The sequence below is a fragment of the Pseudoduganella sp. UC29_71 genome (genome assembly GCF_042693265.1).
In the GTDB taxonomy this organism is placed as follows: Bacteria; Pseudomonadota; Gammaproteobacteria; order Burkholderiales; family Burkholderiaceae_D; genus Rugamonas.
Genome location: NZ_CP170549.1, coordinates 5,295,673 through 5,313,734, shown reverse-complemented (window position 1 = coordinate 5,313,734; position 18,062 = coordinate 5,295,673). Strand labels below are relative to the sequence as shown.

Genomic DNA, 18,062 nt, shown 5'->3' with positions numbered 1-18,062 from the left:
GCGCTTTGCGTTACAGTAGCCATTAGCAGCTATTATCAAAAGCATACTCTGAGCGGGAGGGGCGGCATGACTAGCAACGCGGCGGCGACCGAAGTGGCCGTGCTCGGCGGCGGCTGTTTCTGGTGCACGGAAGCCGTGTACCTGGAGGTGCGCGGCGTGCACAGCGTGGAATCCGGCTACACCGGCGGGCAGCAGCCCAACCCTACCTACGAACAGGTCTGCACCGGCGCCACCGGCCACGCGGAAGTGGTCCGGATCGAGTTCGATCCAGCCGTCATCAGCTACCGCGACCTGCTGGAAATCTTCTTCACCATCCACGACCCCACCACGCTGAACCGCCAGGGCAACGACGTCGGCACCCAGTACCGCTCGGTGATTTACTACCAGTCGCCGGAGCAGGAAGCCACCGCGCGCCAGGTGATCGCCGAAATGGCGGTGGTGTGGGACGCGCCCATCGTCACCGAACTGTCGCCCGCGCAGCCGTACTACAAGGCCGAGGACTATCACCAGAATTACTTCGAGCAGCACCCGCTGCAAGGCTATTGCGCCTTCGTGGTGGCGCCCAAGGTGGCCAAGTTCCGCAAGACCTATAGCAATCGCCTCAAATAAAGCCGGTGGCGCCGGGCCTATAACAAGAAAGGCGTGACTGCCATGATGGTAGTGATCGTCGATGACACCCACATCAACCTGGTGTTGATGTCGCGCCTGATCGGCAAGCTCGAAGGCGTCGAAACCGTCAGCTTCCAGGCCGCGCGTCCGGCGCTCGAGTGGTGCAACAGCCATGCCTGGGACTTGCTCATTATCGACTACATGATGCCGGACATGGACGGCCTGGCGCTGATCGCCGCCCTGGCTGTCGCCCCGGCCGAGCGCCCGCCGGTGCTGATGGTGACCGCCAGCACGGACGTGGACGTGCGCCACCGCGCGCTGGAGAACGGCGCCAGCGACTTCCTCATCAAGCCCATCGACAAGGTGGAGTTCCTGGCGCGCACGCGCAACATGCTGCAGCTGCGCCGCGCCACCGTGGGCCTGCGCGACGAGGTGCGCAAGGCCACCGCCGAACTGCGCGCGCGCGAGCAGGAGACCATCATGCTGCTGGCGCGCGCCTCCGAATACCGCGACCCTGAAACCGGCGCCCACATCCTGCGCATGGCGCACTACTCGCGCCTGATCGCGGCCGAGCTGGGCCTGTCCGAGCAGGAGCAGGAGGACATCCTGAACGCGGCGCCCATGCACGACGTGGGCAAGGTCGGCACGCCGGACCAGATCCTGCTCAAGCCGGGCCGCCTGAATGAGGAGGAAATGGCGGTGATGCGCCAGCACGCGCGCATGGGCTACGACATCCTGAAGGGCAGCCAGGCGCGCATGCTGCAGCTGGCCGCCGAGATCGCGCTCAGCCACCACGAGCGCTGGGACGGCGCAGGCTATCCGAACGGCCACGCGGGCGACGCCATCCCGCTGGTGGGCCGCATCGTGGCCGTGGCCGACGTGTTCGACGCGCTCACCAGCGTGCGGCCCTACAAGCAGGCCTGGAGCATGGAGCAGGCGCGCCAGTACCTGGTGGACAACCGTGGCAGCCATTTCGATGCGCGCTGCGTGGACGCTCTGCTGGCGCGCTGGTCCGACGTGCTGGCCATCAGCGCGCGCTATCGGGACGAAGGCCATGCAGTACCCCCGCCTGCTTAAGCTGGTGCAGCGCGCGCTGGGCGCGCAGGACGAGGCGGAGATGCAGCAGCGCCTGGCGGACTTGCGCGCCATCGGCGAAACCACGCTGGCTAACGGCTTGCTCGGCTTGCTGGCGGAGGGCGAGCGCGCCGATCCCGGTCCCGGCTTGCCGCCGCCACGCGAGCCGGAGGAAGACGTGCGCCACCGGCAGGAGCTTACCGAGCAGATTTTGGACCAGCTGCCCATCCCGGTGTTCCTGAAGGACCGCGAAGGCCACTTTCTGCGCTTTAACAAGCGCTTCGAGGAATTCACGCAGCGCACGCGCGAGGAGATTTTGGGGCGCACCATCGAGCATTTCGCGTCGCCGCGCTGGGCCGAAGCCACGCGCGCCGAGGACAGCCTGGCCTGGAGCAGCGGCCGCATGGTGACCAGCGAGCGCCGCCTGACGAGCTTCGATCCGCCGCGCGACGTGCTGGTGAGCCGCTGCGTCATCAACAGCGGCGGACGCAGCTACATGCTGGGCTACTTCATCGACATCAGCGAGCAGCGCGCCGCGCGCGACGCCATGCAGCGTGCGGTGGAATCGGCCGAAGCGGCCAGCCGCGCCAAGAGCGAGTTCCTGGCCAATATGAGCCACGAAGTGCGCACGCCGATGAACGGCATCCTGGGCATGACGGAACTGGTGCTCGAATCGGACCTCACGCCCGAGCAGCGCGCCGACATCGGCCTGGTGAAAGCGTCGGCGGACGCCTTGCTGTCCATCGTCAACGACATCCTCGATTTTTCCAAGATCGAGGCCGGCAAGCTCGATCTGGAGGACGTGCCCTTCGACCTGCGCCAAATGGTGGAGGACAGCGTGCGCGTGATGGCGCTGCGCGCGCGCCAGAAAGGGTTGGCGCTGCGCTGCGAGCTGTCTGCCGCCTTGCCGCGCAACGTGAAGGGCGATCCGGGCCGGCTGCGCCAGGTGCTGATCAACCTGATCGGCAACGCCATCAAGTTCACCAGCGAGGGCAGCGTGACGGTGGCGGCAGTGCCGGGACGCGAGGACGACGAGCGCTGCGACATCACCTTTTCCGTGACGGACACCGGCATCGGCATTCCGCAGGAAAAGCAGAAGCTGATCTTCGAGGCCTTCGCGCAGGTGGACGGCTCCACCACGCGCGAGTACGGCGGCACCGGGCTGGGGCTGACCATCTGCCGCCGGCTCGTGATATTGATGCAGGGCCAGATCGGCGTGGCCAGCGAGCCCGGGCAGGGCAGCACCTTCAGTTTCACCGTGCCGCTGCGCCACACCGGCCTGGCCGCCGCGCCGTTGCCCGCGCTGCATGTCCCCGGCACGCGCGGACTGGTGATGGGCGAGGGCGATACGGCGCCCGCATCGCCCGCATCGTCTGCGTCGCGGCTGCCGCGCGGCGCCGATATGCGCAGCGGGCGGGACCGGCGCCGCGACGCGGCGGCAGGCGGACGTCCCGGCCAGCAGGCCGAGGCGCGCGATGGCAGCCTGCGCGTGCTGCTGGCGGAAGACAACCCGGTCAACCAGCGCCTGGCGCTGCGCCTGCTGGACAAGCTGGGCCACCGCGCCACCCTGGTCGATAGCGGCGTGCGGGCGCTGGAGTACGCCACCAACGCCAGCTACGACGTGGTACTGATGGACGTCCAAATGCCCGGCCTGGACGGCCTGGCCGCCACGCGCCACATCCGGCTGTGGGAGCAGACCAGGGAGCAGACCAGGGAACAGGATGGCGGCCGCGGCGGAAAACCCGGCGGCATGGGCGGCAGCCGCCACCTGCCCATCATCGCGATGACGGCGCGCGCCATGGCGGGCGACCGCGAACGCTGCCTGGAGGCGGGCATGGACGACTATCTGTCCAAGCCCATCGGCCTGGCGCGCCTGCGGGACGTGCTGGCCAAGTGCCTGCCGGCTGGCGCGCCCGGCAGCACGCCCGTGCTGGACTGGCCGGGCGCGCTGCTGCGGCTCGATGGCGACGAGGATTTGCTGCGCGAACTGGCCGTGTTGTTCCTGCAGGACGGTCCGCAGCTATGGCACGAAGTCACAGACGCACTGGCCGCGCAGGACAGCAAACGCGCCCCGCGCGCGCTGCACAGCCTGCGCGGCGTGCTGGTGAATTTCGGCGCCGCGCGCGCCATCGCCGCGGCTGATCGCTTGAGCGCCGAAAGCGCCGCCCCCGGCGCGCGCAGCACGGGCAGCACCGGCGGCGCGGGTGGCGCAGCCGCCATGGAAGCCGCCCTGCAGCAGCTCTACTCCGCGCTCGGCGCGTACATATAGCCGCGCGACCACGGCAGCGCGCGCGGATTGCGTCCCGCCTTGCCGCACACGATCTGGTACAAGCTCACCAGGTCCTGCTCAAAGCCGTACACACAGCCCGCCAGGTACACATGCCAGATGCGGAAGCGCTTCTCGCCCGCCAGCGTCTTGATGCGCTCCGCGTTGGCCTCGAAACTGTCGGTCCAGATCGAGCAGGTACGCGCATAGTGGCGGCGCAGGTTCTCCACGTCGTACGCCTCCAGCCCGCCCTGCTGCATGGCCTTCAGCACCTGCCCCAGGTGCACCAGCTCCCCGTGCGGGAATACGTACTTGTCGATGAATTCCCCGCCCCCGTATGGCGTCTCGCCGTTCTCCGGATCGGTGCTGGTAATGCCGTGGTTCATGGCCACGCCGTCGTCCGCCAGCAGGCGGTTCATGGCGCTGAAATAGTCCGGCAGGTGCTTCAGGCCCACATGCTCGAACATGCCCACGCTGGTGATGCGGTCGAACTGGCCGCGCACGTCGCGGTAATCCTGCAAGCGGATCTCCACCAGGTGCTCCAGCCCCGCCTCGCGCACCCGCTCGCGCGCCAGGTCGAACTGGTTCTGCGACAGCGTGATGCCGACGCAGCGCGCGCCGTACTGCTGCGCCGCGCGCATCACCAGCGCGCCCCAGCCGCAGCCGATGTCGAGCAGCGTCTGCCCCGGCTGCAGGCGGATCTTGGTCAGGATATGGTCGATTTTTTTTGCCTGGGCGGTGGCCAGGTCTTCGTCGCCGCGTTCGAAGTAAGCGCAGGAATACACCATGGCCGGGTCCAGGAACTGCTGGTAGAACTCGTTGGACACGTCGTAGTGGTAGCGGATCGCCTCCGCGTCCTTCTTGCGGTCGTGGCTGAAATTGCGCGCGATGCGGGCGAAGCGGCCCTGTTCCTTGAGCGTGGAGCGCGCCAGCGCGTTCACCACGGCGATCATGTCGCGCGCCGCGCCGCGCACCTCGATCAGGCCCTCCACATAGGCCGAACCCAGGTTCGACAGGGACGGCGTGAGCAGGTAGCGCGCGGCCGAGGCGCGCGGCAGGCGTATCGTCACGCGCGGCGGCTCAGGGGAAAAGTCGAACTGCTGGCCGTTCCACAGTTCGATGCGCAGCGGCATGGCGATCTGTTGTCTTACGCCCGCCATCCAGGCGCTGAGTCGGTTTTGCGCGAACAATGTAGCCTCCCATGGTCATGGTCAAGGCTGCAAGCGTTCCTTCTTCCAGCTGCCGTCCGCTTGCAGCGTATACACAATGCGGTCATGGAAGCGCGAGCGGCGGCCTTGCCAGAATTCCACCCGTTCCGGCACCAGGCGGTAGCCGCCCCAGTGCGGCGGGCGCTGCGGCTGGCCGCCGCTGGCCGCTTCCACGGCCGCAAAATTCGCTTCCATCTCGGCCCGGCTGGCGATGCGCTCGCTTTGCTGCGAGGCGACCGCCGCCAGCTGGCTCTTCACGGGACGGCTGTAAAAATACGCGTCGCTGTCCTCGGCCGAGGTTTTCTCCACGCGGCCCTCGATGCGCACCTGGCGTTCCAGCTCGCGCCAGAAAAACAGCAGGGCCGCATGCGGGTTCTGCGCTAACTGGTGGCCTTTCTGGCTCTCGTAATTGGTGTACCACGTAAAGCCGCGCTGGTCGTACTGCTTGATCAGCACAATGCGCGAGCTGGGCTTGCCGTCCGCGCCCACGGTGGCCACGCTCATGGCGTTGGCCTCGAAAACTTCCGCCTTCATGGCTTCGTCGAACCATTTGGCGAACTGGTCCACGGGGTGGTCCAGCGTGTCGGCCTCGTCCAGGCTGGCGCGGCCGTAATCGAGCCGCAGATCGGCCAGGTCCACCCCGGCGGCCACGGCCTTGGCCGGCGCCGCTGCCGCCGCGCCAATGCCCCTGCGCGCCTGCATCGCCTCGCCCAGTTCCTGCATTTGCGCCGGGCTGAAGATGCGTTTGGCCATCGGCGCGATGTTCTGTTCTTCCTGCTCCATGTGGGCCGTATAGTCGGCGACGAATTTCTCCACCGCTGGAGCGGACAGGGCTGTATCTGTCCCTGTGGCAATTTTGTCAAGTTGTGATTTGATTATATTCCAATCCGCGTCCATTTGCTGATGCTGCGCAAGGAGGCGCGGCATCATTTCGTGTAGCACATCGGCGTCCGCGCCGCGCGCCGTGGCGTCCAGCATCGGCAGCAGGTTGTGCTCCTCGTCCTCGTGGTGCAGATGGGCCGCATTGTTGAAGTATTTCAGCACCGCCCGCGCCGCCTGGCGCGCCTGGTCGTCGGCGCCGTGCTGCGGCAGGTGGGCCAGCAGGTTTTGCAGCGTGGCGAGCTGCTTGCGGATGCGGTCGTGGCAGTGTTTCAGCACGGCGATGGGCTGGCTGAAGTCGGGCGCCGTGTCGATCAGGGAGTTGCTCATGGTGGGGCTCGTCGGTTGGGCAAAGGATAGTCAGGCATTCTAGAATAAATCCTTGCCGCCCGCGTCCGCTAAAATGGCGGCATGAACGAACTGAACATCCCCCCAAACCCGGACGTGGACTTCGAGCGCCGCTTCGGCGGCATCGGCCGCCTGTACGGCCAGCCCGCGCTGGAACGTTTCCGCAACGCCCACATCTGCGTGATCGGCGTCGGCGGCGTCGGCTCCTGGATCGTCGAGGCGCTGGCGCGCAGCGCGGTCGGCCGCCTGACGCTGATCGACCTGGACAACGTGGCCGAATCGAACATCAACCGCCAGATCCAGGCCATGACGGACACCGTCGGCCAGGCCAAGATCCACGCGCTGGCCGAGCGCATTGCGCAGATCAACCCCTACTGCCAGGTGACCCAGGTCGAGGACTTCATCGACGCCGACAACCTCGAGCAGATGGTCGGCGTGGGCCGCTACGACTATGTGGTGGACGCCATCGACAGCGCCAAGGCCAAGACCGCGCTGGTGGCCCACTGCCACCGCAACAAGATCCCGCTGATCGTGATCGGCAGCGCCGGCGGCAAGACCGACCCGGCCAAGATCGAAGTGCGCGACCTGTCCAAGACCGAGCAGGAGCCGCTGCTCAAGAAAGTGCGGCGCCGCCTGCGCAGCAACTACGGCTTCCCGCCCGGCATGAAAAACAAATACAACATCGACGCCGTGTTCTCCATGGAACCGCTGCAGCTGCCCAACACGGGCGAAGCGTGCTCGATCGACGGCGACGAGCGCGCCGTCACCGGCCTGAACTGCGCCGGCTACGGCTCCGCCGTGGTGGTGACCGCCACCTTCGGCATGATCGCCGCCGGCCACGTGCTCAACAAGCTCGCCGCCCAGGCCGCCGTCCCCGCCACCGCCACCGCCATCCCCGTCCCCGACAGTGAAGCAGCCTGAGCCGCATTCGGGGTCTGACCCCGAATGCGGCTCAGCTCGGCTGTCGGTGAGGGGCGGGGCCTGTCAGGCGGTCTTGACGGCGATGGGGGCGTAGATGCCGCTGGGGAAGGATTCGACCAGCGCGACCTCGCGGGCCTGCCACGGCACCGGGGCGAAGTGGGCGGCGGACGGGGCGGTCTTCGCTTCGCGCGCCAGCGTGATGTGGGGCTTGAACTGGCCGTGCGTGGCGGCCGAGAAGCCGGTCGCTTCCAGCTTTGCCATCAGCTCGGCCTGCATCGCCAGCAGTGCCGGCGGCGGCGCCGTCAGGCCGGCCCAGGCGATGCGCGGACGCTGGAAGTAGCCCAGGCAGTCAACCCGTAGCGGCAACGCCGGCACCGCCAGCCCTTCCAGGATGGCCAGCAACGGCGCCAGCGCGGCGGCCGGCTGCTGCCCCAGGAAGGCCAGCGTCAGGTGCAGCTTGGCCGGCGCGATGGCGCGTCCCGGCGCCAGCGGCTGCAGCCGCGCCAGCGCGGCGCGCGTGTCCTCGTCCGGCCACAAGGCGAAAAAAAGCTTGTGCCCGGACGGCTGAATAATTGCATCGGAAGGCTGATTTGTTATCATGTGCGTCGCTTGAAACTTCAACGAAAGAATACATCATGGCCCGTAGTTCTGTTTTGTTCGCTCTCCTGTTTGCATCCGCCACGCTGGCAACCGCCACGCTGGCGCAGGCCGCCGGCCAGGCATCCGCCGCCGCGGAAGCGCCTGCGGCGCCGGCCGCCCCGGTGGTGGTCGGCTCCGCCCAGCCCGGCCCGGCCGCCGATTCCCTGATCGTCAACGATGTCAAAGTCGGCGCCGGCAAGGAAGCCCTGGCCGGCCAGGTCGTGCGCGTCAACTACACCGGCTGGCTGTACCGCCCGCTGGCCAAGAACCAGCGCGGCAAGAAGTTCGACAGCTCCATCGGCCGTGAGCCGCTGGAATTCACGCTGGGCAAGGGCCAGGTCATCAAGGGCTGGGACCAGGGCGTGCAGGGCATGAAGGTGGGCGGCAAGCGCATCCTGATCATCCCGGCGGAACTGGCTTACGGCCCGCGCTCGGCCGGCGAGATTCCGCCGAACTCGGCGCTCACTTTTGAGGTGGAACTGCTGGACGTGAAATAATCGCGCAGGGCGGCGCCGCCATGGCGCGCCGCCCGAAAATCGGCGTAGACTGAAGCCTCCAGCCACTCGAGCGGAGCCTACGCCATGAATATTGCCAACGACGTTACTGAACTGATCGGCAACACACCGCTGGTTCGCATCAACCGGATGGCCGCCGGCGCACCGGCGCAAATCCTTGCCAAGCTAGAGTTCTACAGCCCCGCGCACAGCGTCAAGGACCGCATCGGCCTGTCCATGATCCAGGCCGCCGAAGCGGCCGGCCAGATCCGTCCCGATTCCATCATTCTCGAACCGACCAGCGGCAACACCGGCATTGCGCTGGCCATGGTGTGCGCCGCGCGCGGCTACCGCTGCGCGCTCACCATGCCGGACACCATGAGCCGCGAGCGCCGCATGCTGCTGCGCGCCTATGGCGCCGAACTGATACTCACGCCCGGCAGCGAAGGCATGCTGGGCGCCATCCGCCGCGCCGAGCAGCTGGCCGAGTCGGACAAGCGCTACCTGATCCTGCAGCAGTTCAACAACCCGGCCAACCCGGACGTGCACCGCCGCACCACGGCCGAGGAAATCTGGCGCGACACCGACGGCCGCGCCGACATCCTGGTGTCCGGCGTGGGCACCGGCGGCACCATTACCGGCGTGGGCGAAGTGATCAAGGCGCGCAAGCCGGAATTCCAGTGCATCGCGGTGGAGCCGGACGCGTCGCCGGTGCTGTCCGGCGGGGCCAAGGGGCCGCACCCCATCCAGGGCATAGGCGCGGGCTTCGTGCCGGCCGTGCTGAACACGCATGTCTACAATGAAGTGATACGGGTGAAGAACGAGGACGCGTTCGCCACCGCGCGGGCGGCGGCGTCGCAGGAGGGGCTGATGGTGGGCATCTCGTCGGGCGCGGCGCTGTGGGCCGCGATCCAGGTGGCGCAGCGGCCCGAGAACGCGGGCAAGCTGATCGTCACCATCATCCCGTCGTTCGGCGAGCGCTATTTGAGCACCGCCTTGTTCTCGGGGCTGGCCGACCAGTAGCCGCCCGGCGCGCGCTAAGCGCTAAGCGGCTGCCGCCGTCAGGGCGCCTTCAGGCAGCAGGCGTGGTCGGTGGTGCCCATCTCCACCTGCAGGGTGCAGTGGTGTACCGAGAAGTCGGCCTGCAGGCGCGCGGCGATCTCGTCGAGCGCCTCGTCGCCGGGGTGGCCGCCCGGCATCACCAGGTGGGCGGTGAGCGCCGTTTCGGTGGTGCTCATGGCCCAGATGTGCAGGTCGTGCACTTCGTCCACGCCGGGGCGGGCGCGCAGGAAGCGCTCCACCTCGGGCGCGTCCACCGAATCCGGCACCGCCGCCAGCACCAGCTTGAGCGCCTCGCGCAGCAGCGACCAGGTGCTGGCCGCGATAAAGAACACGATGGCGATACTGACCAGCGGGTCCAGCCAGGTCCAGCCGGTCCACATCACGGCCAGGCCGGCCACCAGCACGCCCAGCGAGATCGCGGCGTCGGCCGCCAGGTGCAGGTAGGCGCCGCGGATGTTGATGTCGTCCTTGGCGCCGGCCATGAACAGCCAGGCCGAGAAGCCGTTCACGGCAATGCCCACCGCCGCCACCACCGAGACCGTCAGGCCGTGCACCGGCGTGGGGTGGACCAGCTGCTGCACGGCTTCCCAGGCGATGGCGCCGCAGGCGGCCATCAGCAACATGGAGTTGAACAGCGCGGCCAGCATGGAGCTGCTGCGCAGGCCGTAGGTGTAGCGCTGGTTGGGCGCGCGCTTGGCCAGGATGGCGGCGCCCCAGGCCAGCATCAGGCCCAGCACGTCCGACAGGTTGTGGCCGGCGTCGGCCATCAGCGCGGTGGAGTTGGCGATGAAGCCGTAGCCGAATTCGATGGCGACAAAGACCGCGTTCAGCGCAATGGCGATGGCGAAGGCGCGGCCCTGGCTGTTCGGGTCGCCGTGGTGGTGATGGTGGCCGCCGTGGCCATGGCCGTGATCGTGGCCATGGTCATGTTCATGCTTGCGGTCGTGCTTGTGCTCGTGGCCGTGGCCGGCGTGGTGGTCGTGGTCGTGTGGCATGGGCTTATTCCGGTTCGGCGATATGTTCGAGCATATCGTTGAGAACGCCGCTGATGTGGGCATCGGCGGCGGAGTAGAACACCTGCTTGCCCTGGCGCTCGGACTTGACGATGCGGGCCGCGCGCAGCAGGCGCAGATGGTGGCTGACCAGCGAACTGCTCAACTGCAGCGAGGCGGCGATGTCGCCCACCGCCACCGGCGCGGCCAGGCAGGCCAGCACGATGCGCAGGCGCGTGGGGTCGCCCAGCAGGTGGAACAGGTCAGCCAGCTGCGAGATGACGGGATCGGAAGCGTCGGATGCGTGTAAGGTGCACATAGGTCAACATGTGAATAGATGTTCACATGTTAGCACATTGTGCGGGCGGCTTTATTTTTGCAGTTCAGCCTGGATCTGGTCGCGGGTCTTGGCGTCGAGCTTGTCGATGGCGCGGGCCAGCTTTTCGGCCTGGGCCAGCGCGGACGCCTGCTGCGGCGTGAGCGCGGCGGGCTTGCTGAACAGGGCCTGCATGCCGACCACCAGCAGCGCCGCCAGCAGCGCGATGCCGGCGGCGGCCGCCAGCAGGCGCCGTTCGCGCGGCGTCACCAGCGGCGGCTGGGTGGCGATGGCTTTCACCGGCGCGGCGGGCGCCGGCTCGTAGCCCGGCGTGGCGCCGGCGCCGGCTTGCGCGGCCGGCCGTGGCGCCAGCCCGCCGGCGGCGCGCACCTGCTCGGCCAGCTCCTGCGAGGCAGCGTCGATGCGTTCGATATGGCGCTCCACCGATTCGGCCAGCACCGCTTCGTTCAGCGCCACCAGGGCGAAGATGGGATCGTCGATATCGACCTTGACGCCGGTCTTTTCAAACACGAGGCTGCGCAGCTTGTGCTGGTCCATGGCGCGCTCCGCTTACCAGTTGACCATGTCGAGCTGCTCGAACAGGTCGCGGAACACCACCTTGATGCGCTGCTTTTCCATCACGTTGAACTTGTCGCTGGCTTTTACTTCCTCGGCCGTCAGGCGCGCCGTGTTCATCTTCTTGATGTCGGCGCCGAAGGTGTCGGCATTGCGCTGCGTGAGCACCACGCGGCCCACCACGCGCGAGGCGTTGTCGGCGTAGGTCTGCGATTCGATGAAGGACTTGCCCGAGGCCGACACCAGCGCGCCGAAGTGCTCGTTCTCCCACAGCACCAGCGGCACCGAAGTCGATTTGGCGGTGGACAAAAATCCCATCGCGGTGTCGTGCAGCGTGTCGCCGCCGCCGACGATGGTGTGGATGTAGACCTTGCGGCCCGATTCCTGCAGCAGCGCGAAGCAGTCGTTCTCGATCAGGTAGGCCACCAGCGGCGAGAAGGTGTTGGCGCCGTTGTCGATCACGCAGTTGCCGTCTTCTTCCAGGATGTCGATCATCAGCGCGTCGAAGCGCTTGGGGTCGATGGTGCGCGCATCCGTCATCACCGGCACGTGCTTCACGTCCATCGCCTTGTAGCGCGAGAAGGTGGCGTTTTCCTGGTCGGTGTCGTAGCAGCGCAGCGGGGTGTCGTCCTTGGCCGCCAGCCATTGCGCCAATATCGTCGATACCAGGGTCTTGCCTATGCCGCCTTTGCCCTGAAGGATGAAATGTACGGTGTTCTGCATCGAGTTTTCTCTGAAATTAGTCGGCCTGCCCGGCACGCACTATACCAAAAAGCGCAGCAGCCCTTGCAGCGAATGCGCCACGGCCTGCTCGCGCACGGCGCGCCGGTCGCCGCCGAACACCAGGCGCTCGGTGTGCACGCCTTGCGGCCCGGCCCAGCCGAAGCACACCGTGCCGACCGGCTTGCCGGCCACCGCGCCGCCCGGCCCGGCGATGCCGGTGGTGGACAAAGCCACCTGCGCCGCGCTGTGCGCCAGCGCGCCGGCCGCCATGGCCGCCGCCACTTCTTCGCTGACCGCGCCGTGCCGGGCGATCAGCTCGGCCGGCACGCCCAGTAGTTCGCTCTTCGCTTCGTTCGAGTAGGTGACGAAGCCGCGCTCGAACCAGCCGCTGGAGCCGGCGATCTCCGTCACCGCCTGCGCCGCGCCGCCCCCGGTGCACGATTCGGCCGTGGCCAGCAGCATGCCCTTGCCGTGCAGGACAGCGCCCACCTCGGCCGCGAGCCGCGCCAGCGCCTGCCCGGCGTGTTCCGTTGCGTCCTTGTCCATTGCATACTCCTCTTGCATTGTGTACTTTAATCGTGTGCACATTTTAGCCTGTGGCGTCTTGCGCACGGTCAAAAAAGTCTGCTCAGCAAAGCCAAAAATGCGTACACTCGACTAGCCTGGGTCGGCCCGGCATCTCAGCTAAAAGGAGGGAGACATGCAGTTTGCAAGCCTGCCGCGACTGCTGCGACTGATGCTTCCACTGCTGCTTCTTGCCGTGCACCTGCACGGCCGGACCCAGGACCAGAGCGTGGAGCGCCAGGTCAAGGCCGCCTATCTGGTCAAGTTCGCCGGCTTTGTCGAGTGGCCCGAAGGCAGCTTCGTGCGGCCCGACAGTCCGCTGCTGATCGGCGTGATGGGCGCCGACGAGCTGGCCGGCCAGCTCGAACGCATCGTGGCCGGCCACAGCGCCAACGGCCATCCGCTGCAGGTGAAAAAACTGAAGAAGGGCGAACCGCCCGGCCACGTGCACATGCTGTTCCTCGGCACGCTGGACAAGGCCAGCCTGCAGGAAGTGCTGGCCGCCACGCGCAGCCAGCCGCTGCTCACCGTGTCCGACAGCGAGGAGGCGCACGCGCTGGGCAGCATCATCAATTTCGTGCTGGCGGACGAGCGCCTGCGCTTCGAAGTGGCGCTCAAGCCGGCCGCCGCCGCCCGCATCCGCATCAGCGCGCGCATGCTGTCGGCCGCTTACCGCGTCGCGTCGGGAGCAAGCACATGAGGAGGGACCGATGATCAGGATGCGTTCCCTGCGCCAGAAGCTGCTCGGCGTGGTCATGCTGTCCACGCTGGTGGCGCTGCTGGTGTCGCTGGCCATGATCGTGGCCTATGACCTGCGCGCCTACCATCAGAGCGTGAGCGGCGACATGAGCACGCAGTCCGAACTGATCGGCCACATGAGCAGCGCCGCGCTGGCCTTCGACGACAAGGCGCTGGCCAAGCAGACCCTGTCGCTGCTGCGCCTGCGTCCCAAGATCAACGCCGGCGCCATCTACAACGCCAGGGGCAAGCTGTTCGCCAGCTACGTGGCGCCCGGCCAGGACGACCATTTCCCGCAGCAGGCCGAACCCGACGCGATGCGCTTCGAGAACGGCAAGCTGACGCTGTTCAAGCGCATCGTCGACAACGGCGAGCTGCAGGGCACGGTCTACCTGCGCGCCGAATACGAAATGCTGGGCCGCCTGGGCGACTACATGGGCATCGTGCTGCTGGTGATCCTGCCGGCCATGGGCATCGCCTACCTGATCATGCGCCGCACCGACTACATCATCACCCGCCCCATCCTCGACATCCGCGACGTGGCGCGCGAAGTGGTGCAGACCGGCGACTATTCGCGCCGCGCCGCGCCCACCAGCGAAGACGAGGTGGCGCAGCTGGTGGAGTCGTTCAACTCCATGCTGAGCGAAGTGGAGATCCGCCAGCGCGAGCTGGCGCAATCGAACGGCGAACTGGCGCGCGAGGCCGAGCAGCGCTCGCAGGCGCAGCAGGAGGTGATGCGCCTGAACGCGGAACTGGAGCAGCGCGTGCACGAGCGCACCTTGCAGCTGGAAGCCACCAACGGCGAGCTGGCCATGGCCATGGAGGAGGCCAAGAGCGCCAACCAGGCCAAGTCGGCCTTCCTGTCGTCCATGAGCCACGAGCTGCGCACGCCGCTCAACGCCATTCTCGGCTTCGCCCAGATCCTCACCTCCGACAAGCTGCCCTCGACGCTGGCGCAGAAGAAGGAATTCGCCAGCCACATCCTGAAGTCCGGCCGCCACCTGCTCACCCTGATCAACGAAATCCTGGACCTGGCCAAGATTGAATCGGGCACCGTGGCGCTGTCGATGGAGCCGGTGGCGCTGCAGGAAATCCTGCACGAGGTGCGCAGCATGACCGAGCCGCTGGCGGCCGCGCGCGGCATCCGCATGCTGTTCCCGGACCAGTGCCCGGCCGCGGTGGGCGCCGACCGCACCCGCCTCAAGCAGGTGCTGCTCAACCTGCTCTCCAACGCCATCAAGTACAACCGCGAAGGCGGCGCGGTGGTGGTCGACTGCAGCAGCAGTGCGCCCGGCCTGATGCGGCTCTCGGTTCAGGACACCGGCATCGGCCTCAAGCCGGAACAGGTGGCCATGCTGTTCCAGCCCTTCAACCGCCTGGGGCAGGAGAGCGGCCCGGAGGAGGGCACCGGCATCGGCCTGGTGGTGACCAAGCGCCTGGTCGAGCTGATGGGCGGGGTGATCGGCGCCTCCAGCAGCCAGGGCGTGGGCAGCCTGTTCTGGATCGAGCTGCGCGCCACCGACCCGCTGCCCTCGCTGATCGACAGCGAGGCGGCGCGCGCGCTGGGGGGCGCGGCCGGCCAGCGCGCGCCGGACGCGCCCGCCGTCATCCTGTATGTCGAGGACAATCCGGCCAACCTGAAGCTGGTGGAGGAGATCATCAGCTTCCGGCCCGATCTGCGCCTGCTGTCGGCGCCGGACGCCCACCTGGGCATCGAGCTGGCGCGCGCGCACCAGCCCGACATCATCCTGATGGACATCAACCTGCCCGGCATGAGCGGCCTGGACGCCCTCCGCGTCCTGCGCGCGGACAGCGGCACCCAGCACATTCCGGTCATCGCGCTGACCGCCAACGCCATGCCGCGCGACATAGAAAAAGGCGTTGCGGCAGGATTCTTCCGTTACCTCATCAAGCCGATCAACATCGATGAATTCACGGAGGCCATCAACAGCACGCTGGCCACCATCGCGGAGCGCAAAGCCAGCAAGGAACTGTCATGATTACCCAGGCCGACATCCTCAACGCCAAGATCCTGATCGTGGACGACCAGGCCGTCAACGTGCAGCTGCTGGAGTACCTGCTCAACACCACCGGCTACACGGCGGTCAGCTCCACCACCGATCCGCGCGTGGTGGCGCCCTGGCACGAGCAGCACAATTACGACCTGATCATCCTCGACCTGCACATGCCCGGCATGAGCGGCTTCGAGGTGATGAACGTGCTCAAGCCGCTGGAGGCGGACGCCTACCTGCCGGTGCTGGTGGTGACGGCGCAGCCGGACCACAAGCTGGCCGCGCTGGAGGCCGGCGCGCGCGGACTTCGTCAGCAAGCCGTTCGACCCGGTGGAGGTGCTCACGCGCATCCGCAACATGCTCGAAGTGCGGCTGATGCACCGCGAATCGAAAAACTACAGCGCGCTGCTGGAGCAGACCGTGCGCGAGCGCACCGCCGAGCTGCAGCGCTTCCGCAGCGCGATGGACGCCACAGCCGACGCCATCTTCCTGATCGACACCGCCACGCTGGCGCTGGTGGACGTGAACGACGGCGCCTGCCGCATGCTGGGCTACGGCCGCGCGCCGCTGCTGGCGCTGGAGCCGGCGCGCATCGGCCTGGGCACGCGCGAGAACCTGCAGGCCCACTGCGCGGCGGCCATGGCCACCGTGGCGGCCGCGCGCGCGCCCGAACTGGTGGAGACCGAGCTGACGCGCCAGGACCTGGCGGCGGTGCCGGTGGAGCTGTACTGGCAGCTGCAGCACCGCACCGACGCCGAGCGCGCCGCCGGTCCCGAGCCGGGCGGCGTGCCGCCCACGCTGATCTGCGTGGCGCGCGACATCAGCGAGCGGCGCCAGGCCCAGGAGCGCCTGCTGCACATGGCGCACTACGACAGCCTGACCGGCCTGCCCAACCGCACGCTGTTCTTCCAGACGCTGGCCGAAGCGATCGAGCTGGCGCAGGACAAGGAGTGGCGCATCGTGGTGCTGTTCATCGCGCTGGACCGCTTCAAGAACATCAACGATTCGCTGGGGCCGGCCGCCGGCGACGAGCTGCTGCGCCAGTTCAGCAACCGCCTGGTGCAGTGCGTGCGCATCCGCGACACGGTGGGCCGCCTGGGCGGCGACGAGTTCGCGCTGATCCTGACGATGACGCGCAACCAGCAGGACGCGGTGCTGGTGGCCAACGAGGTGCGCGAGGCGCTGCGCGCGCCGTTCGACCTGGACGGCCACCCGGCCGCGCTGACGGCCTCCATCGGCATCGCCATGTACCCGGACGACGCCACCGATCCGGAGACGCTGGTGAAGTACGCCGACACCGCCATGGAGCGCGCCAAGCAGGCCGGCCGCGACGGCTACCGCTTCTTCACCGCCGGCATGAACGTGCAGGTGCTGGCGCGGCTGGACCTGGAGCTGGCGCTGCGCCGCGCGCTGGACGAGAACGAGCTGCTGCTGTACTACCAGCCCAAGGTGAACCTGACCACCGGCCGCATCAGCGGCGCCGAGGCGCTGCTGCGCTGGCAGCGGCCCAATTACGGCCTGGTGTTCCCGGCCGAGTTCGTGCCGGTGCTGGAGGACACGGGACTGATCGTGCGGGTGGGCGCCTGGATCATCGACGCGGCCTGCCGCCAGATCGCGGCCTGGGGCCGTTCCATGGTGGGGCCGGTCACGGTGGCGGTGAACGTGTCGAGCCGCCAGTTCGTCGAGGGCGACCTGGAAGGGGAGGTGAAGGCCGCGCTGGAGCGCCACAAGGTGCCGCCCGAATTGCTGGAGCTGGAACTGACCGAGACCGCGCTGATGTCCAACGCCGAGCGTACCATCGGCGTGCTGGGGCGGCTCAAGGAGCTGGGCGTGAAGTGCTCGATCGACGATTTCGGCACCGGCTATTCCTCGCTGGCCTATCTGCAGCGCTTCCCGATCGACAAGCTGAAGATCGACATCGCCTTCGTGCGCGACATCACCACCAATCCGAACGACGCGGCCATTGCGCTGGCCATCATCAGCATGGCGCACAGCCTGAAGCTGCGCGTGATCGCCGAGGGGGTGGAGACGCGGCCGCAGCTGGAATACCTGCGGCGCAACCGCTGCGACGAGATCCAGGGCTATTTCTTCAGCCGCCCGCTGCCGGCCGACGAGATGGGGCAGCTGGTCGAGGGCGGACGCAGCCTGCCGCCGGACCCCAACCAGGCCACCGAGCCGCCGCAGACCCTGCTGATCGTGGACGACGACGTCAACGTGCTGTCCTCGCTGCACCGGCTGTTCCGGCGCGACGGCTACCGGATACTGACGGCGGCCTCGCCGGCGGAAGGGTTCGAGCTGCTGGCGCTGTACCCGGTGCAGGTGATCGTGTGCGACCAGCGCATGCCCATCATGAGCGGCACCGAGTTCCTGAGCAAGGTCAAGGAGATGTATCCGGACACGATACGCATCATCCTGTCCGGCTACACGGGGCTGGAGGCGGTGCTCGATTCGATCAACCGCGGCGCGATCTACCGCTTCTACACCAAGCCCTGGGACGACGTGCAGCTACGGGACAATATCCGGCTCGCGTTCCATCACTATTGGCTGATGCACGGCACCGGCCGCCGCGCCGGCGAGCCGGGCGAGGACCACACGTCGCTGGCGTAGCCGGCGGGTTAGGCGCAGCCGTAACCCGCCGCTG

16 protein-coding genes and 1 pseudogene are annotated in these 18,062 nt (G+C 67.7%); 9 read left to right on the top strand and 8 right to left on the bottom strand.

Features of this window, described 5'->3' with window-relative positions:
* Nucleotides 1-66 precede the first annotated feature (66 nt).
* The 3 genes from msrA to ACFJI2_RS23565 are packed head-to-tail and all read left to right on the top strand — an operon-like array spanning nucleotide 67 to nucleotide 3,952.
* Entirely contained in the window at nucleotides 67-609 is a 543-nt protein-coding gene (gene msrA, locus ACFJI2_RS23575) for a peptide-methionine (S)-S-oxide reductase MsrA (protein WP_107873964.1), read from the top strand.
* A gap of 42 nt (nucleotides 610-651) precedes the next feature.
* The gene (locus ACFJI2_RS23570) at nucleotides 652-1,686 is read left to right on the top strand and encodes an HD domain-containing phosphohydrolase (protein WP_377702160.1); all 1,035 of its coding nucleotides are present in this window, start codon (nucleotides 652-654) and stop codon (nucleotides 1,684-1,686) included.
* Nucleotides 1,664-3,952, top strand: a complete 2,289-nt coding sequence (locus tag ACFJI2_RS23565) for an ATP-binding protein (protein WP_377702159.1) — start codon at nucleotides 1,664-1,666, stop codon at nucleotides 3,950-3,952. Before ACFJI2_RS23570 ends, ACFJI2_RS23565 begins: the two co-directional genes overlap by 23 nt.
* Here the strand turns inward: ACFJI2_RS23565 and ACFJI2_RS23560 are convergent.
* Nucleotides 3,925-5,139 (bottom strand): cyclopropane-fatty-acyl-phospholipid synthase family protein, encoded by a 1,215-nt coding sequence (locus tag ACFJI2_RS23560; RefSeq protein ID WP_107873969.1) that lies wholly within the window; start codon nucleotides 5,137-5,139, stop codon nucleotides 3,925-3,927. The genes ACFJI2_RS23565 and ACFJI2_RS23560 overlap by 28 nt on opposite strands.
* Nucleotides 5,140-5,160: 21 nt before the next feature.
* Complete coding sequence (gene pdxH, locus ACFJI2_RS23555) at nucleotides 5,161-6,366, bottom strand: pyridoxamine 5'-phosphate oxidase (protein WP_377702158.1); 1,206 nt, start codon at nucleotides 6,364-6,366, stop codon at nucleotides 5,161-5,163.
* An 81-nt stretch (nucleotides 6,367-6,447) separates the two neighbouring features.
* Here pdxH and tcdA point away from each other — a divergent pair, with 81 nt between their 5' ends.
* The gene (gene tcdA, locus ACFJI2_RS23550; protein ID WP_377702157.1) at nucleotides 6,448-7,305 is read left to right on the top strand and encodes a tRNA cyclic N6-threonylcarbamoyladenosine(37) synthase TcdA; all 858 of its coding nucleotides are present in this window, start codon (nucleotides 6,448-6,450) and stop codon (nucleotides 7,303-7,305) included.
* A 63-nt stretch (nucleotides 7,306-7,368) separates the two neighbouring features.
* On the opposite strand, the gene thpR is transcribed toward tcdA, so the two are convergent.
* Nucleotides 7,369-7,905, bottom strand: coding sequence for an RNA 2',3'-cyclic phosphodiesterase (thpR, locus tag ACFJI2_RS23545; protein WP_377702156.1), 537 nt, complete (start codon nucleotides 7,903-7,905; stop codon nucleotides 7,369-7,371).
* 35 nt (nucleotides 7,906-7,940) lie between these two features.
* Here thpR and ACFJI2_RS23540 point away from each other — a divergent pair, with 35 nt between their 5' ends.
* Both ACFJI2_RS23540 and cysK read left to right on the top strand, forming a co-directional pair.
* On the top strand, nucleotides 7,941-8,441 hold the full coding sequence (locus tag ACFJI2_RS23540; RefSeq protein WP_377702155.1) for an FKBP-type peptidyl-prolyl cis-trans isomerase: 501 nt from the start codon (nucleotides 7,941-7,943) through the stop codon (nucleotides 8,439-8,441).
* Between the two features lie 84 nt (nucleotides 8,442-8,525).
* Nucleotides 8,526-9,461, top strand: a complete 936-nt coding sequence (gene cysK / locus ACFJI2_RS23535) for a cysteine synthase A (protein WP_377702154.1) — start codon at nucleotides 8,526-8,528, stop codon at nucleotides 9,459-9,461.
* Between the two features lie 38 nt (nucleotides 9,462-9,499).
* Here cysK and ACFJI2_RS23530 read toward each other — a convergent pair whose 3' ends face one another.
* The 5 genes from ACFJI2_RS23530 to ACFJI2_RS23510 are packed head-to-tail and all read right to left on the bottom strand — an operon-like array spanning nucleotide 9,500 to nucleotide 12,653.
* Nucleotides 9,500-10,495 (bottom strand): cation diffusion facilitator family transporter, encoded by a 996-nt coding sequence (locus ACFJI2_RS23530; protein ID WP_377702153.1) that lies wholly within the window; start codon nucleotides 10,493-10,495, stop codon nucleotides 9,500-9,502.
* Nucleotides 10,496-10,499: 4 nt separating this feature from the next.
* Entirely contained in the window at nucleotides 10,500-10,811 is a 312-nt protein-coding gene (locus tag ACFJI2_RS23525; RefSeq protein ID WP_377702152.1) for an ArsR/SmtB family transcription factor, read from the bottom strand.
* A gap of 51 nt (nucleotides 10,812-10,862) precedes the next feature.
* A complete protein-coding gene (locus tag ACFJI2_RS23520; protein ID WP_377702151.1) occupies nucleotides 10,863-11,366 on the bottom strand; it encodes a hypothetical protein in 504 nt (167 codons plus the stop codon).
* Between the two features lie 12 nt (nucleotides 11,367-11,378).
* Nucleotides 11,379-12,107 carry a hypothetical protein gene (locus ACFJI2_RS23515; RefSeq protein ID WP_377702150.1) on the bottom strand — a complete coding sequence of 243 codons (729 nt, stop codon included), beginning with the start codon at nucleotides 12,105-12,107 and terminating at the stop codon, nucleotides 11,379-11,381.
* A gap of 39 nt (nucleotides 12,108-12,146) precedes the next feature.
* Entirely contained in the window at nucleotides 12,147-12,653 is a 507-nt protein-coding gene (locus tag ACFJI2_RS23510; RefSeq protein WP_377702149.1) for a CinA family protein, read from the bottom strand.
* A gap of 154 nt (nucleotides 12,654-12,807) precedes the next feature.
* Between ACFJI2_RS23510 and ACFJI2_RS23505 the strand changes: the two genes are divergently transcribed.
* The 3 genes and pseudogenes from ACFJI2_RS23505 (at nucleotide 12,808) to ACFJI2_RS23495 (ending at nucleotide 18,028) form a co-directional block, all read left to right on the top strand.
* A complete protein-coding gene (locus ACFJI2_RS23505; RefSeq protein ID WP_377702148.1) occupies nucleotides 12,808-13,371 on the top strand; it encodes a YfiR family protein in 564 nt (187 codons plus the stop codon).
* A gap of 10 nt (nucleotides 13,372-13,381) precedes the next feature.
* The gene (locus ACFJI2_RS23500) at nucleotides 13,382-15,409 is read left to right on the top strand and encodes an ATP-binding protein (RefSeq protein ID WP_377702147.1); all 2,028 of its coding nucleotides are present in this window, start codon (nucleotides 13,382-13,384) and stop codon (nucleotides 15,407-15,409) included.
* Nucleotides 15,406-18,028, top strand: a pseudogene (locus tag ACFJI2_RS23495) (EAL domain-containing protein). The gene ACFJI2_RS23500 and the pseudogene ACFJI2_RS23495 overlap by 4 nt, the downstream one beginning before the upstream one ends.
* Nucleotides 18,029-18,062 lie beyond the last annotated feature (34 nt).